The 14,953-nt window shown below is 35.2% G+C and carries 12 protein-coding genes, 2 pseudogenes and 2 other annotated features; of the genes and pseudogenes, 4 read left to right on the forward strand and 10 right to left on the reverse strand.

What is annotated here, in order from left to right; genetic code table 11:
* The 3 genes and pseudogenes from ACI3K6_RS09080 to ACI3K6_RS09090 all read right to left on the reverse strand — a co-directional run.
* Nucleotides 1-1,714: leucine-rich repeat protein (locus ACI3K6_RS09080; RefSeq protein WP_435554561.1), on the reverse strand; the 1,714-nt coding region annotated here is incomplete at its 3' end.
* 201 nt (nucleotides 1,715-1,915) lie between these two features.
* Nucleotides 1,916-2,395: a DinB family protein gene (locus ACI3K6_RS09085; protein WP_435554562.1), complete on the reverse strand. Its 480-nt coding sequence runs from the start codon at nucleotides 2,393-2,395 to the stop codon at nucleotides 1,916-1,918.
* A gap of 94 nt (nucleotides 2,396-2,489) precedes the next feature.
* Nucleotides 2,490-2,753, reverse strand: a pseudogene (locus ACI3K6_RS09090) (pyridine nucleotide-disulfide oxidoreductase); the annotation flags it as partial.
* 225 nt (nucleotides 2,754-2,978) lie between these two features.
* Between ACI3K6_RS09090 and ACI3K6_RS09095 the strand changes: the two are divergent.
* Entirely contained in the window at nucleotides 2,979-4,424 is a 1,446-nt protein-coding gene (locus ACI3K6_RS09095) for a DEAD/DEAH box helicase (protein WP_435554563.1), read from the forward strand.
* Between the two features lie 357 nt (nucleotides 4,425-4,781).
* On the opposite strand, the gene ACI3K6_RS09100 is transcribed toward ACI3K6_RS09095, so the two are convergent.
* Both ACI3K6_RS09100 and ACI3K6_RS09105 read right to left on the reverse strand, forming a co-directional pair.
* Nucleotides 4,782-5,174 (reverse strand): nuclear transport factor 2 family protein, encoded by a 393-nt coding sequence (locus ACI3K6_RS09100; protein WP_435554564.1) that lies wholly within the window; start codon nucleotides 5,172-5,174, stop codon nucleotides 4,782-4,784.
* 68 nt (nucleotides 5,175-5,242) lie between these two features.
* Complete coding sequence (locus tag ACI3K6_RS09105; protein WP_435554565.1) at nucleotides 5,243-5,650, reverse strand: DUF1259 domain-containing protein; 408 nt, start codon at nucleotides 5,648-5,650, stop codon at nucleotides 5,243-5,245.
* A gap of 191 nt (nucleotides 5,651-5,841) precedes the next feature.
* Here ACI3K6_RS09105 and ACI3K6_RS09110 point away from each other — a divergent pair, with 191 nt between their 5' ends.
* Nucleotides 5,842-5,973: a hypothetical protein gene (locus ACI3K6_RS09110; protein WP_435554566.1), complete on the forward strand. Its 132-nt coding sequence runs from the start codon at nucleotides 5,842-5,844 to the stop codon at nucleotides 5,971-5,973.
* Nucleotides 5,974-6,178: 205 nt separating this feature from the next.
* On the opposite strand, the gene ACI3K6_RS09115 is transcribed toward ACI3K6_RS09110, so the two are convergent.
* Nucleotides 6,179-6,343 carry a hypothetical protein gene (locus ACI3K6_RS09115; RefSeq protein WP_435554582.1) on the reverse strand — a complete coding sequence of 55 codons (165 nt, stop codon included), beginning with the start codon at nucleotides 6,341-6,343 and terminating at the stop codon, nucleotides 6,179-6,181.
* Nucleotides 6,344-6,370: 27 nt separating this feature from the next.
* Nucleotides 6,371-6,561, reverse strand: a pseudogene (locus ACI3K6_RS09120) (dihydroxy-acid dehydratase domain-containing protein); the annotation flags it as partial.
* A gap of 415 nt (nucleotides 6,562-6,976) precedes the next feature.
* Here ACI3K6_RS09120 and ACI3K6_RS09125 point away from each other — a divergent pair.
* Both ACI3K6_RS09125 and tyrS read left to right on the forward strand, forming a co-directional pair.
* The gene (locus tag ACI3K6_RS09125; RefSeq protein ID WP_435554567.1) at nucleotides 6,977-7,741 is read left to right on the forward strand and encodes an IclR family transcriptional regulator; all 765 of its coding nucleotides are present in this window, start codon (nucleotides 6,977-6,979) and stop codon (nucleotides 7,739-7,741) included.
* A gap of 168 nt (nucleotides 7,742-7,909) precedes the next feature.
* Nucleotides 7,910-8,126: a binding site (T-box leader), on the forward strand.
* A 182-nt stretch (nucleotides 8,127-8,308) separates the two neighbouring features.
* Nucleotides 8,309-8,525: a binding site (T-box leader), on the forward strand.
* Between the two features lie 54 nt (nucleotides 8,526-8,579).
* The gene (tyrS, locus tag ACI3K6_RS09130) at nucleotides 8,580-9,845 is read left to right on the forward strand and encodes a tyrosine--tRNA ligase (RefSeq protein WP_335479394.1); all 1,266 of its coding nucleotides are present in this window, start codon (nucleotides 8,580-8,582) and stop codon (nucleotides 9,843-9,845) included.
* A gap of 81 nt (nucleotides 9,846-9,926) precedes the next feature.
* On the opposite strand, the gene nhaC is transcribed toward tyrS, so the two are convergent.
* From nhaC to ACI3K6_RS09145, 3 genes are all read right to left on the reverse strand, one after another.
* Complete coding sequence (gene nhaC / locus ACI3K6_RS09135; RefSeq protein ID WP_435554568.1) at nucleotides 9,927-11,312, reverse strand: Na+/H+ antiporter NhaC; 1,386 nt, start codon at nucleotides 11,310-11,312, stop codon at nucleotides 9,927-9,929.
* Between the two features lie 134 nt (nucleotides 11,313-11,446).
* The gene (tdc, locus tag ACI3K6_RS09140) at nucleotides 11,447-13,360 is read right to left on the reverse strand and encodes a tyrosine decarboxylase (RefSeq protein WP_335479399.1); all 1,914 of its coding nucleotides are present in this window, start codon (nucleotides 13,358-13,360) and stop codon (nucleotides 11,447-11,449) included.
* Between the two features lie 97 nt (nucleotides 13,361-13,457).
* The gene (locus ACI3K6_RS09145; RefSeq protein WP_335479401.1) at nucleotides 13,458-14,915 is read right to left on the reverse strand and encodes an amino acid permease; all 1,458 of its coding nucleotides are present in this window, start codon (nucleotides 14,913-14,915) and stop codon (nucleotides 13,458-13,460) included.
* Nucleotides 14,916-14,953: the final 38 nt, after the last annotated feature.

Genomic DNA, 14,953 nt, shown 5'->3' on the forward strand with positions numbered 1-14,953 from the left:
ATAGTCCTATATTATTATAACTTAATACTGTTCCTGCTACTGTCCCTGCTAATGAATATGTTCCTGTACTGCTTGTTGATCTCCATACTTCATATCCACTTGCTCCAGCTGCTGCACTCCAACTTGTGTTAATACTTTTATTTCCTGTAGATACTGACTTTATATTTATAGGTGCCACTGGATTACTAATCCATTTTGCATATAAAGTTATGTTACTTGCAACTTTATCAGCTGTAAAATTCCATGGTGTTATATATGTTATTTCCTTATACCATCCTCCAAAAGTATAACCTGCTTTTGTAGGTTCTATTGGTGATGTTATTAAAGTATCATTATCAGCTTTAACACTTCCTACAACACTTCCACCTTCACTGTTAAATGTTACTGTATAATTTATTGTAGGAAATTCTTGGAATGCTATAGAGTTACTACCTGCATAAATCTGTGCGTAAGAACCTCCAAACCCCTTAATTTTAAAATTCGAATTACTACTACTAAATGTTAAAAAGCCAATACTAGAAACACTTTTGGGAATGGTTACTTCTGTTAAAGATGTATCATAATAAAATGCATAATCCCCAATACTTGTAACACTGTCTGGAATTATTATATTTGTAAAAGCATAACAATGAGCAAATGCATTAAAATCTATGATTTTAACAGTGTTTGGGAGTGTTACGTTTGCTAGAACTTTGCACATAATGAAAGCACGATATCCAATTTTCGTTACGCCGTTTGGGATTGTTATATTTTTAAGAGCTGTACAATTTTCAAATGCACTGTTTCCAATATTCGTAAGACTACTTGGAAGTGTAACTCCTTCAAGAGAGAAACAATTGTAAAATATAAAATCACCGGTATCCGTAAGATTATTTGACAATCTTACACTTGACAAAAGTTGACAGTTATAAAACAAATAATTTCCTACACTTGTTACACTATCAGGCATTACCGCAGATCTAAGAGCCTTACAGTCCTTAAACGCACCTTCGCCAATGCGCGTGACATTATTTGGAATTGTTATATTCGTAAGAGAAAGGCACTCCAAAAACGCATAAGTTCCAATACTTGTAACACTATTTGGAATTGTTATTCCTGTTAATGCTTTGCAATCTTGAAAGGTAGAATTTCCTATACTACTTAGATTAGTTGGAAGTGTGATATTCGGAAGTGATATACAATATGCAAACGCACTATCTCCTATGCTTGTAACACTATTTGGTATTGATATGTTTACAAGAGACGAGCAATAATAAAATGCAAAACTCCCAATACTTGTAACTGTATCTGGAATTGTTACACTGGTTAATGGTTTGTATTTAAAAGCATTACTTCCTATACTCGTAACAGTATGTCCATCTATGGAACTGGGTATTGTAATATTTGTATCACTACCGTTATAACCTGTTATCGAATATGTTACTCCATCATCAGACTGCCAAGTAAAACCATTTGCATCTGTGCCTGTTGTAGTTGCTGCTGTTCCTGTTGTAGTTGCATCTGTGCCTGTTGCAGCAGCAGGCATGACATTTAAGTTTACAAATAAACTTATCAAAACAAATATTGACGATATCCTCTTCATTTTTCTGTTTTTCATCTCTATCCTCCTATCAAAAATAAAAATATTTTTTTTAATAGATAAAACTATAATACTATTACTATTATCGTATTTTTCTTTTTTTTCTTTAATTTCTTTTTTACTCCCGTTAAACAAAAGTTTTACAAAAAACCTCCGTTACTTATGATACGGTTCACCGTAACGCATCTAAATGAGGTTTTACACTTTTCTGTTTCTTCAATCAAAAAAGGGCATTCTTCGCTCCATTCGTACAGTTATGGCGAATGGAACTCCGGTAAAAGTTATATCCGTTCAAATTATCACAAGAAAAGTGAATGGGTTGCCACCCTTGCTTCTTCAATTGTTGGAACTTTCAATTGCCCGTTGAATCGCATAAATAACTCCAGTATGCATTCCTTCATGGTGTAAACTAAACGTGAGAATTTCTCCTATTGTTTCCATCCTAAAACCAAGCCGTACATAGGTTTTTTTTGATTTTTCTTGCAGGCGGTTGCCAAGAGATTCCTTGATGTAAGCAGTTTGCTTTTTTAATTCATAGGTTAAGGTTTGCAACGTTGGAGGTTCAACTTGCCATTCGCTTGGCTTCGTCCGATTACCAAATAGGGTTACAAATTCTTGGGAAAGTTGTTGCGTTAACCCTGCAAAGTTCGAAGCAAGCTGATCCTGTACAATTAAAATATGACCAACGTTCCAACGGATCGTATTATTAAATCCCTTAGGCATAATATCAGCCACATCTTCTGTGATGTATTCCAATTTTTGGATAGTAATGACTCGAACCACTTCTACTTGTCTCAGCACTATATCTTTCGTCATAATACTCCTCCTCAATCAAAGCCACGGATTAAATTTTTGCATATTACACCACTACGGGTGGTGTTTAAATTTCTGTTTAACTTGAATCCTCTCCTTATCCTCCAACCTCTTTTTTATCCATTAAACTCTTATGTATCCAAATAGTTGCCGCAGAACCTTCACCCATATCTATCGTCACTTGTTCCAAATGTGCAATCACATCACTTGCTGCCCATACAGGTATATTCGTCATTTTGGTTCGCGGGTTGACAACAATAGGATGATTTTCAAGAAGTCCGCCCCCTAATTGCTTCGCAAGGTTCCACTTCACTTCACCCCCAAATGCAATAAAGCCTCGTTCACCCATAATCTTCTTTCCACAATTTCCTCCTTTTATCTTAAAGGAAAGTGGATTGCCTATTTTACCTCTAAAGTTTTACCAAAGAATGAAATCCATCCACATAGTTTTAATTTAAAATTTAAAATAAAAGCCGATGTGTCTGGCACTTTTAAAGTATAATGAACCATATTCAGATAATGCATATGATATTTCTTGGAGAGAATTCTATACATATATCGAAAAAACAAAAAACGAGGTTAAAAAATGAGTAAAAGAAGTTTTGCGGATTATCATGTAAGCGATGAAATAAAAAGGGCACTAGCATTGTTAAAATACGAAACCCCAACAGAAGTTCAGAGTGAAGTCATTCCATTAGCATTGGAAAATCAAGATCTAGTCGTAAAGTCTCAAACAGGAAGCGGTAAGACTGCCTCCTTTGGAATTCCTATCTGCGAAATGATTGAATGGGAGGAAAAAAAACCACAGGCCTTAATTCTTACCCCAACTAGGGAGCTTACGGTTCAAGTCCGCGAAGATATTACGAATATTGGAAGGTTTAAACGCATTAAAGCAGTAGCCGTCTATGGAAAAGAACCTTTTACGAAACAAAAAGAAGAATTGAAGCAAAAAACTCATGTAGTTGTCGGTACGCCTGGACGGGTCATGGACCATATTGAACGAGAAACCCTAGTTTTAGATCAAGTAAATTACCTCATCATAGATGAAGCGGATGAGATGCTGAATAGAGGTTTTATCGATGAAGTAGAAGCGATCATCAAAGAGCTTCCTTTAGATCGGGTAACGATGGTCTTTTCTGCTACCTTACCTAAAGATGTGGAAAATCTCTGCCATAAATATATGAAAGATCCCATTCACATTGAGATTAGAACAACCGGGGTAACGGCCGATACCATTGAACATTTTTTAATTGAAGTGAAAGAGGAGGAAAAGCTTTCACTCCTTAAAGACGTCACAGTTGTAGAAAATCCAGACAGCTGCCTCATTTTCTGCCGAACCAAAGAACACGTTGATACCGTTTATGAAGAACTAGAAAAAGCTAAATATTCTTGTGAAAGACTCCATGGGGGACTAGAACAAGAAGATCGGTTTGCTGTTATGGAAGGCTTCAAAATGGGGAACTTCCGTTATCTGGTGGCCACCGATGTAGCTGCCAGAGGGATTGATATTGATAATGTGACACTTGTCATCAACTATGACGTCCCTATGGAAAAAGAGAGCTATGTACACCGAACCGGGAGAACTGGCCGTGCCGGAAATAGAGGAAAAGCCATTACGTTTTCGACACCTTTTGAAGGCAAGTTCATGAAAGCAATTGAAAAATACATCGGCTTTGAGATCCCTACTATAGAGGCTCCTAGAGTTGAAGAAGTGGCTGGTGGAAAAGCTGCTTTCGAAGAAAAACTTAGCGGCAGAAGAGTTGTAAAAAATAATAAAACAGCCCGAATCAATCAAGGTATTATGAAACTCCATTTCAACGGCGGAAAAAAGAAGAAAATTCGTCCTGTTGATTTTGTAGGAACGATCGCAAAAATCCCTGGAGTCACAGCAGATGATATTGGCATTATAACCATACAGGATACTATGTCCTATGTTGATATTCTAAACGGAAAGGGTTCACTAGTTCTACAAGCCATGGAGAATGCGACTATCAAAGGGAAGAAGTTAAAAGTGAGCAAAGCAATTAAATAAAATTGTTTAACAGTAATACCTTAAATCCCCCTTACTTTAAAGGATAAGGGGGATTTTTCCTACATTTGGATTTAACGTCAACACAATGTCAAAAACCCTAATGAAATTACACTATATATGCCAAGTCTCATGGTCGGGTTATTTGATTCCGTTACAAAAATCAGTATGCCACAAGATGGTAAATTTAAGGTTTTATATTTTATTTATTTCTAATAATGACCTCATTTTACTTATGATAAGGTTCACCGCACCAGTTAAAGCTGCGGTTTTTAAAAATTTTTATCAAGGATCCTTCTCAATTTTTTGCATATGTATTACCCTACTATAATTGTTTTCGGAAAAATATTTTTATTAAAATTAAAACATCCCATTTTCGTTCGGGGAATTCTCAGGGACAGGTTGACTCAAATCCCACAATTCAACAATTCGCTTATTTTGAAAGCGAAATATATGGACTACCGCTGCACCGAGATCCTCAGGACTCTGTTTTATATGGGAGTGAACTGCAACAACCTCTCCCTCTTCAATTGCATGTTTGACTTCAAGTGTCTTGTACGGTGTCTCCGCTGCATTTTCTTTCATTGCGGCCAATAGAGAATCGGCATCGCTGCGGAAATAGGGATTATGGTGAGAGAAGCCTGGACCTATGTATCTCTCATATACCTCATCTACTTTACCCGATGCTGCAAGCTGCAGGAATGACACTGCTTGTTCTTTAAGGGAGATGTTTTCCTTTGTTTCTTGTTCCATGTAAATCATCCTTTCATTCTTATTGTTACTACCCTTTTGAAAATACCGTTATTACAATTTATTCAGTTTTATTCTTGTATTGGAAAACTAGTTAGTGTGGTAAATGCGTTTGCCACTTTTCTCGCAAATGCAAGAGGAGGTTCGACCGATTGAATATGTATATACATCAGATTGGGTTGTGCAAATATCCAGTGATTATGCAGGGCTCCTACAATTAGACCTTGATCCACAACAGATCTCGTAAAATTTGGGATTTCCTGTTCAAGTAAGGTTATTTCCCCGAGGTTTAATGCATTACCGTTTACATCCAACGACTCAAAAGAAATACCTACTGGTAAAACCATTTTACTTTGCCTCCCTTGGATAAGTACATTAATAGTCCTTTTTAAGCTAACAGAACTGCCATTTTGCTTCATCTCAGCTTTTCCATTTAATATTTTGGCAAATTGTTCTCCCAGTCGCTTCATTTTATACATGCAATATCCCCCTTTACTGGATATATCTTAAATTAACCTATTTTAATTATAGTCACTAATAAAAAGGATTAGGAAATATTGGCTGTGAAAACACACAAATAATTCTGATTTCACAATAAATAAGGCTATATCATTTACGAAAAACATGATTTAATCGAAGCAGATTAAAAAAACTCGAGAGGTGATGAAGAATGACGAATGAGGAGTTTCAATTACTGGTAAGAAAGCTGGAAATAAAGGCGGGGAAGAATCCCGGAAACAGTCCGGGATTCTTTATGTACCATCTCGATTGGCGTGCAATACTATTACGAAAATTACTTTGACGAACTTTTTGAAGAAGGTTAAAAAACAAATGTCGTTCCGCAGCCATATTCGCAAATTTTTAATAAGTTTCAGAAGATGGATCCGGTAGTTGCAGAAGCATTTCTAAAAAATGAACTCGAAATGGAAATCGGCGTGTTGGATGCCGATCCATGCCTAACTGATCGGTTAAAAGCTATGGATCCATTATGTTGTTCTACAATGTTCTTAGCTTGGCTCACAAACGCCCCGTGCAGGGCAAGCAAGATTTCCTTTTAAAACAGCAATTCCGCCTTCATGGTCAATTGGTTTCTCCAATGAATAATTGATTTCACGTTCAAGCACTGCAGATCCGTTTAAGTTTTCACGGACAGTACTACCTATAACTGTCAATGTATCTAAATTTAAATGAACAGAAAGTTCGTTTATAAGTGCCAGAATACTACCAGCCCTCTGTAAATCGTTTGTCGTAAATTCATTATTGTTTGGTGTAACGCTGGCAATAAACGGGACTTTCCAACTAATTTCATCAATATATCAAAAGGAAGTTCCACACCCGCTTCATAGGCGATCGCCGGAAGATAGAGCCAGTCGTTTACAGAACCTCCCATGGCAAGAAGAACAGAAATAGCATTCTTGAAGGCATCAATTGATATCTTAAGAATTCTTTAAGGTTTTAAAAAAAATGTTAGAAAGCGATAAAAGGGTTAAAAAAAGCAGCTCTTAAAGCTACTTTAAATAAGTTCCAATTATTAAGGCTAAAAACTGTCTCTATTTATGATATGGTATTGAAAACGAAATAGCCGTTAAGATATAATCTCAACAAGCATAATTTCAAGATTTTACGAAAATACAGCCAATTACACGTGGAATTTGCTAGAGTAATACATTTTTTCCAATTCACAATAAAGATGAAAAAATTACCCAACTTTTAATTTAAGTAATGGTATAATATTAATAAACTTTATAAAATATTGACAGTGTTCAAAAGCACTAAATGATAGATATAATATCGGGAGTGGTACTGTGGATGACAAATATTGGGTGCGTTCGCTCGAACGGGCAAATCTAGTATTGAATTTAATTGCTAAAGAACCAGGAAAATTCAGATTGATAGATATTTCAAAATCCTTGAATATTAATAAAAGTTCAATTTTCTCAATATTAAATACACTTGAATTTTTAGGATGGGTTACCAAAGAAAAAGGAAACACATATAAATTGGGACCCACCTTGGGAGCATATATTACAGCTTATTCTCGTAATTTTAGCTTATTAGAATCATTTAATATGGAAGCAGAAAAAACACTTGAAAAGTTAGATGAAAATATTCTATTGGGAGTTCTAAACGGCACTAATGTATTATGTTTAGCAGCACAAGAAAAGAAATCAATTGTACGAATAGCCACCGATGTTGGTATGCAGTTTCCAGCACATGCAACATCCTTCGGAAAAATCCAATTAATTAAATATAGTTATTATGAGCTGATAGACCTTTATAATGACCAAGAGCTAGAACAGTTTACACCTAATACAATAAAAACAGTAGGTGAGCTTTGGAACCAATTAGAGTCGGCTAGGTGGTCTGGCTATACTATTGATGCTGAAGAATATTTACAAGGATGTTATAGTATTTCAGCACCTGTATACAACCATAAAAATTCGCTGATTTGTGGAGTATGTTGTACAATGCTAGAAAATAGCTGGAATGAAAAAAAAGATAAGGCAATTCAAGAAATTTTGGACTTAGCTAAGAGGTTATCTGAGCGTGCTGGATATACCCAACCGTAATGATTGTGGCTTTACAAACAATATAAGAATTGAAAATGAAATTGCCTCTTTGATCATTATTTTCGTGTCTTTATAAGAGATGTCCAAAATATTATTTCATAAAAATTTTTCTTTCTATTGATTGACAAACTATATTTATTCCAATATAATAAAACTAAATTTAATATTTAATAAACGATGAAGGAAAGAAGTAGCAATTTGTCCCTGTTTTTTAGAAAGCTAAGGGTTGATGAAACTTAGCACAAACAATTTGCGAATTACATTCTCGAGTTTCTTAGGTAATTCTAAGCGGATGAACAATCCGATACTATTGTAATGAGCGGTATTAATAGTTTTCCTATTAATACAATTAGGGTGGTAACACGGTTAACTAATCGTCCCTGTGTCTATTATTAGACATGGGGACGTTTTTTTTTACAAAAGGAGTGAGTAAACATGAATATTTTTGACGAATATTGCATCTTTGGTCATTCTTTTCATGTTCTTTATGGAAAAGATTCCAAGAATTTTCAAACTGTTGATTGAAAAATCATATCTATATCAATATAATAATGTACAATTTAATATTTTATGACAATGAAGGAACGAAGTAGCAATTTGTCCCTGTTTTTAGAAAGCTAAGGGTTGATGGAACTTAGCACAAACAAATTTGCGAATTACACTCTCGAGTCTCTTAGGTAATGCTAAGCGGATGAACAATCCGATACTATTGTAATGAGCGGTATTAATAGTTTTCCTATTAATACAATTAGGGTGGTAACACGGTTAACTAATCGTCCCTGTGTCTATTATTAGACATAGGGACGTTTTTTTATATTACAAAAAGGAGTGAGTAAACATGAATATTATTGACGAATTAGAATGGCGTGGCGCAATTAATCAACAAACTGATCCTGAAGGTATACGCAAGCTGGTAGAAGAGAAATCGATAAAGCTCTACTGTGGCATAGATCCAACTGGAGATAGCATGCATATTGGACATTTAATACCTTTCATTATGATGAAACGATTCCAATTATGCGGCCATCATCCTGTTATTTTAATTGGAGGGGCTACAGGAACAATTGGAGATCCAAGTGGACGTAAAACAGAACGTCAATTACAAACATTAGAAATGGTACAACATAATGTTGATAAGTTAACAAAACAATTGAAAAAATTATTGGATTCCGACGGCAGTGATAATCCAGTGCAATTCGTAAATAACTATGATTGGACTCATAAAATCAATATCATTGATTTTTTACGTGATTACGGTAAACATTTTAGTATTAATAATATGTTAGCCAAGGATGTTGTTTCCAGCCGTTTAGATGGAGGTATATCTTTTACAGAGTTTTCATACCAAATACTTCAATCATTAGATTTCCATCATCTTTTCAAAGAAGAGGATGTACAGCTCCAAATAGGCGGAAGCGATCAATGGGGAAATATTACAGCTGGAATTGATTTCATCCACAAAAAAGAAGGTTGGGATGCAAAAGCATTCGGTTCAACCATCCCATTACTATTGAAAGCAGATGGTACAAAATTTGGTAAAACAGCTGGCGGAGCCGTTTGGCTGGATGCGGAAAAAACAACTCCATTTGAATTCTACCAATTTTGGTTGAATACGGATGATAAGGACGTTATTAAGCTTTTAAAACTATTTACGTTCTTGACGAAAGAGGAAATTGATGGACTAGAAATAAAGGTAAAAACGGAACCACATAAACGCTGGGCGCAAAAAGTGCTGGCATTCGAAGTCACAAAATTTGTTCATGGAATGGATTTATTAGACCAAGTTATCAAAATTTCAGATGCCTTATTCAGCGGAGATATTAAATCATTGACAGCAGATGAAATTGAGATCGGTTTTAAGAACATGCCTACATTCCGTGCATCAAAAGAACCAAAAAATATTATCGATTGGCTTGTAGATATAGGCCTTGAGCCATCCAAACGTCAAGCCCGCGAAGATATTAGTAACGGTGCTATTTCGATAAATGGCGATCGGATGAATGATACCAATGCAATTATATCAATTAATAATGCTATTGGAGGAAAATTTATTATCGTTCGCAAAGGTAAAAAGTACAACAGTTTAGTAAAATTAGTTGATTAAAACAAACTTTAACCCGGGATTTCAACCTAATAAAAAGGCACCAGAAATTTCTGGTGCCCAATTTAAATCTGTTATAAACGATTATGATGCCTTTTCCATTAAGTCATAGTTGTCTTTCTTCTTTAACTTCATAAAACCAAGAATAATATTAATAAGAAAAGCAACAATACAAGAGATAGTAAATGGTAAGTAATTTATCGTAGATACACCCAAGGTCCCTTTTATAAATACACCACTGACTCCCCAAGGAATAAGTGGATTGATTGCTGCACCTGCATTTGCCAAAACACTGGAAAGCTCTTTTGGCTGCACATGAATAGCATCGTATTGAGATTTAAAGGCCCTGCCTGGTAAAATCATCGATAAATATTGTTCACCTACCATAATATTTACACCGATGCAGCTTAAAGTTGTTGTTAGGATTAATTTCCCTTTTGTATCAACTACAGTACTTATACTTGTTATGAGTGTGTCAATTACTTTTAATTCAACTAGCAATCCACCTAAGGATAAAGCTAAGAAAATAAGGGAAACAGACCACATCATACTTTGAATTCCGCCACGGGTTAATAAGGTGTCAACACCTTTCACACCAGTCTTTGAAACGTAACCATCCTGAATTATATTTCCCAGATCAATAAAGCTATAATGCGGATGATACAAGTAAATAATTCCAATTGAGACAGCGATACTAACAAGTAAAGTGGGAATGGCTGGTATTTTTTTCCATGAAAATATAAACATAACCAATACAGGTAATAATGTAATTAAAGAAATATGAAAAGTTGAAGAGAGTGTATTTACTAATTGACTAATACTACTTCCTGTTGCTCCATTACTTGAATGTCCAAAAAACATGAAGAAGACTAAAGAAATTATAATAGTAGGGATAGCTGTCTTCATCAAATTTGCAATGTGTTCAAACATATCAACCTCGGCAATGGCAGAGGCCAGACTGGTAGTATCTGCTAATGGTGAGATATTATGTCCTAGATAAGCACCTGAAACAATAGCTCCCACAGTTATTGCGGGATCAAATCCCATAAATTGTCCCATACCTGAAAGAGCAATTCCTACTGTTGAAACTGTTGTAAATGAACTTACAACGACACCTACGATCAGACTAATAATAAATACGGAAGGCAAGAATAGTTGCGCAGATAAGATTTTAAATCCATATATCATAATTGTTGGTATTGTCCCACTGGCAATCCAAACACTTACTAAGGCACCTATTAACATAAAGATAAAAATTGGGATTAATCCTGGTTTAATTCCATTTTCTATTCCTTTATGAATGATATCCCAAGAAGCACCTTTGATTTTTCCAAATATTATTACTACACCTATTATGATTAAAATTGGAATTTGCGGGGGCATTCCTAAGCCAATAATACAAATCCCAAATATCGCTAATAAGACACTCAATAGAAAAACACTTTCTATCAACGTTGTATCTTTTCTCATTTTAATTACCTTCTCTACTTTTAAATAATTAATTGGACACATCCTTATTGATAATTATGGGGAGATTTTATTCGGATGTGTCCTATTATGTTCTACTAAGACTTTAATTCAAAGAAAGGTAACAATATTTCTTTTTAGATAAAAACCAATTCTTTTTCTTCTTGGTTGATTTCTTTAAATAATTTTTTGTAAATTTCTTCTTCTTGCTTGTCACTGTAAATTGCTTCTAATTTTTCTTGAATTGCTTGTTCAATCTTTTGTGCATATTCATCAAATACTTTTTTATCACGAGCATATGGAGATAAAGCACAAGCCCTTAGAATCGTTACTTTTTGAGCTACATCCCACTCTGCTCTACTAAATCCAAGACTTTGAACAAATGGTAATGGACTGTGGCCATAGTCAGGAACAGCAAAGTCAGTATGAGAAGTAAGGAATTTGTTGTTATATAATCCGCCTTTAGAGAAGGAAGCATAATCATAGAATTGTTTATTAAATTCATTCATTTCTACTAAGTTTGTGTTTCCTTTTTCATTGAATACATAGTCAACCATATTGAAGTCAGGTTTTGTTAAGGTGTGACAAACAACTGTCTTATCCCCGATCATAAACTCTTTGTTGTTCATGAAGTTATAGAATCTATATGCCCCTTCAATGCTTGCACCAATCAATTTTCCATAACCAGAAATATTTAATGGTAATACTCTGTGAGCTGTCCAAACAGCTGCTGCAGTTGCACCTGCTTTAGAACCTTCAAGCATATATGCTCCAAGTAATGCAGGAATATCTGCACCTTTTTCAAAAACATATGTTGCAAAGTAAGAGATAACGTCACGCATTCTAATATCCTTAATCGCAATACCACCAGCTGAATAAGGAATATATCCCATCTTATGGGGGTCAATAGTAATGGAATCTGCTTCGCTCATAGCTTTAAAAGAATTATAAATGTCTTCTGTCAACCATTCATTCTTTTCAGTGAAAACTTCATATTTATCGAAATACTCATCGATCTTGTCATAATCAATAAAGTTATAATCTTCGTCAAGGAAAATAGAACGTGCATAGCTACCATAAGCTGAGTCTACGTGAACATAGAAGTGAATACCTTCTTTTGCAAACTTGTCGCGAAGTTCTATGATTTTATCAATTCGGTCTACTTGACCTTCTTCAGTAGTACCTACTACACCTACTACACCAAGAATTGGAATACGCTTTTCAGCAAATTCACGGATTTTTGCTTCTAATTTATCAATATCCATACGATAATTTTTATCAATATCGATTTCTTCTACATTTTCATGGCCGATACCAACGATATCAGCAGCTTTAACCCAAGAATAGTGTTTGGTTTGTGGAATAATCCATTTACCAAGTTTCTCAATATGTTTGCCGCTTCTAGCAGAGTGAGCTTTAATATCCTCAATTTTTTCAGGAATTTGACCCATAAGGTCTAAGATTTCTTTAACTGACATATTTAATAATTCCCATTCACTCTTACCTGCAACTAATTCAGGTGCAACTTCTTTGAATGCAAATGGAATAGATTTAATGTTACGGGCATACCAAAGTCCTTCAGTGTTAGCAACTGTTCCATCGGCACAAATATGTCCCCAGCTTTGTCCTTGTTTATAACCCATAAGTTTTGTAAAGTCTAAACCTACTTCTTCTTCCATTTGAGAAGTACCTGGAGAAGATTCATATGCTACGTTGTTTCCATTCCATAACATTGCATAGGTATATGCCATGATCGAAGGAAGTAATGTTTCAGAATTCATATGACCCCAGTATCGTAAAGAATGCCAAGGCACTGAATTAGCACGTAATTTCGCAGATAACTCACTGAATACATTGCGAGTTCTATCAAGTGTTCCTTGGAAGCTTTCGGATCTTCTATCTTGTGGTGTGATGATTGGCATATCCTGAGGTTGATAGTTTTGGCGCCAACCAACATGGTCATCAATCATTTTTAATAATGTTTCCTTGAAAAAATCGACATTTTCACCATGGCCGCCTAAGAATAGTGCTTTTAAATTTATATTGTTCATATTTACCTCTCCTTACTGCATTAATTAAATTATTCGCATTTTGAAAATATTGCTCTGAATTATAGTAAGATCCCGTAAAGATTAGATTTTATTAAAACTACATAGCCTTCTCATAATTTTCTTCCTCAGCTGAACCTGTTCCACTTAATTGTAATTCAATCTCAGTCTTCCATGATTCCTTGCGTCTAGCGTATACCACTAGCGGAGCAATAATAAGAACTCCGGCAATTATCAACTGACTAATTGCACCGACCACTGAACCTGTAAGTAATGATGCTACCGTTGCACCAACAGTTGTAGCAACAAATATTAGGACGGCCAACCAAATTAATCCGTTTCCTTTACCGCCAATTCTAAATGGGCGGTTCTGGGCTGGAGATGTTCTACGCAAATGCAAAATTCCAACGCCCATAATTATATAAACTGCGTTATACATAATGGCCGTCGCACTTGTCAATAGAAGAAAGGCCGTGTTAGCAGCTGGAACCAACAAATACAGTAATGCAAAAAGAGAAATAAATGCAGCTTGAGTAATCAGAACGTTAACTGATACACCCATTTTATTTTTCTTCCAGAAACCAAATTTTGGCGGATACAAACCTCGACGTGCTGATTCTGTGATGGTTTTTGATGGACCAGTCGCCCAAGCTGAAAGCTGAAAGATGACACCAATAAACACCATAATGCCAAAAATATTTGTCAAAATACTTGGTAAACCAAGAATTTTTACACACTCTCCAAATCCTTGTGCAATGTTATTCAGTTGAACATTACCAGTGATAACATTCGCCAAAAGCAAACCATTTACTACATTAAATAGAGCCATAAAAAGTAACGCAATAAAAGTACCTTTTAGATAAGTTTTTACTGGGTTTTTCAATCGAGTCATATACACAGATGCCATTTCAATTCCAGTAAAAATAAACATAATAGGAATTAAATTTGGCAAGGTTGAATATGTCTGGGAATTTGGAAATAATAGCATCGGACTAAAGTGACCTAGTTGACCAGTATGTTGAATACCAACCTTAAATAAAGCACCAACACCTAGGATAAACATTGCCACAACTGGAATATATAGTCCAAGCCACATTCCAATTCTTCCACCAATTTTAGCCATATCAAATCTAAGATTCAAAAGGGTAACAATCCAATAAATTACTAAAATACTCGATAATGTAAATATATTATTTGATGCTAATCCGGGTACACCTATCGAAACAGCAAACATCGGACCTAAAACAGATCCAACCATAACCATGCCGGGGAACATTTGCACCCACAATAACCATGAAGTAACAAATCCCCATTTTTTTCCCAATGCGCTTGTAACCCACAATTCAGGGCCGCCATCTTCGGGAAACATACCAGCATATTCTCCAGAAATGAAAGTTAGTGGTAGAGCATACAAAACAATGGCGATACCCATATAAATAAACATGGTCCACCCAGCTGCAGCAACATTGGTAATATTACGAATACTTGCCACAAGAGCGCAAGTCATCCCGATAAATGTGCCAAGTTGTATCTGGCTTAATTTATTTGAAGCATTCATGTGAAATCCACCTCTTAATATCTAGTAATATCTATCCA

It is taken from the genome of Neobacillus solisequens (assembly GCF_051233465.1).
GTDB lineage: Bacteria > Bacillota > Bacilli > Bacillales > Cytobacillaceae > Neobacillus.

Bases quoted from the DNA above. Each gene is read 5' to 3' on its own strand.
- nhaC (WP_435554568.1), bottom strand. From the start codon at position 11,312: ATGAGAAAAGATACAACGTTGATAGAAAGTGTTTTTCTATTGAGTGTC.
- ACI3K6_RS09110 (WP_435554566.1), top strand. From the start codon at position 5,842: ATGACGAATGAGGAGTTTCAATTACTGGTAAGAAAGCTGGAAATAAAG.
- ACI3K6_RS09105 (WP_435554565.1), bottom strand. From the start codon at position 5,650: ATGTATAAAATGAAGCGACTGGGAGAACAATTTGCCAAAATATTAAAT.
- tyrS (WP_335479394.1), top strand. From the start codon at position 8,580: ATGAATATTATTGACGAATTAGAATGGCGTGGCGCAATTAATCAACAA.
- ACI3K6_RS09095 (WP_435554563.1), top strand. From the start codon at position 2,979: ATGAGTAAAAGAAGTTTTGCGGATTATCATGTAAGCGATGAAATAAAA.
- ACI3K6_RS09085 (WP_435554562.1), bottom strand. From the start codon at position 2,395: ATGACGAAAGATATAGTGCTGAGACAAGTAGAAGTGGTTCGAGTCATT.
- tdc (WP_335479399.1), bottom strand. From the start codon at position 13,360: ATGAACAATATAAATTTAAAAGCACTATTCTTAGGCGGCCATGGTGAA.
- ACI3K6_RS09145 (WP_335479401.1), bottom strand. From the start codon at position 14,915: ATGAATGCTTCAAATAAATTAAGCCAGATACAACTTGGCACATTTATC.
- ACI3K6_RS09100 (WP_435554564.1), bottom strand. From the start codon at position 5,174: ATGGAACAAGAAACAAAGGAAAACATCTCCCTTAAAGAACAAGCAGTG.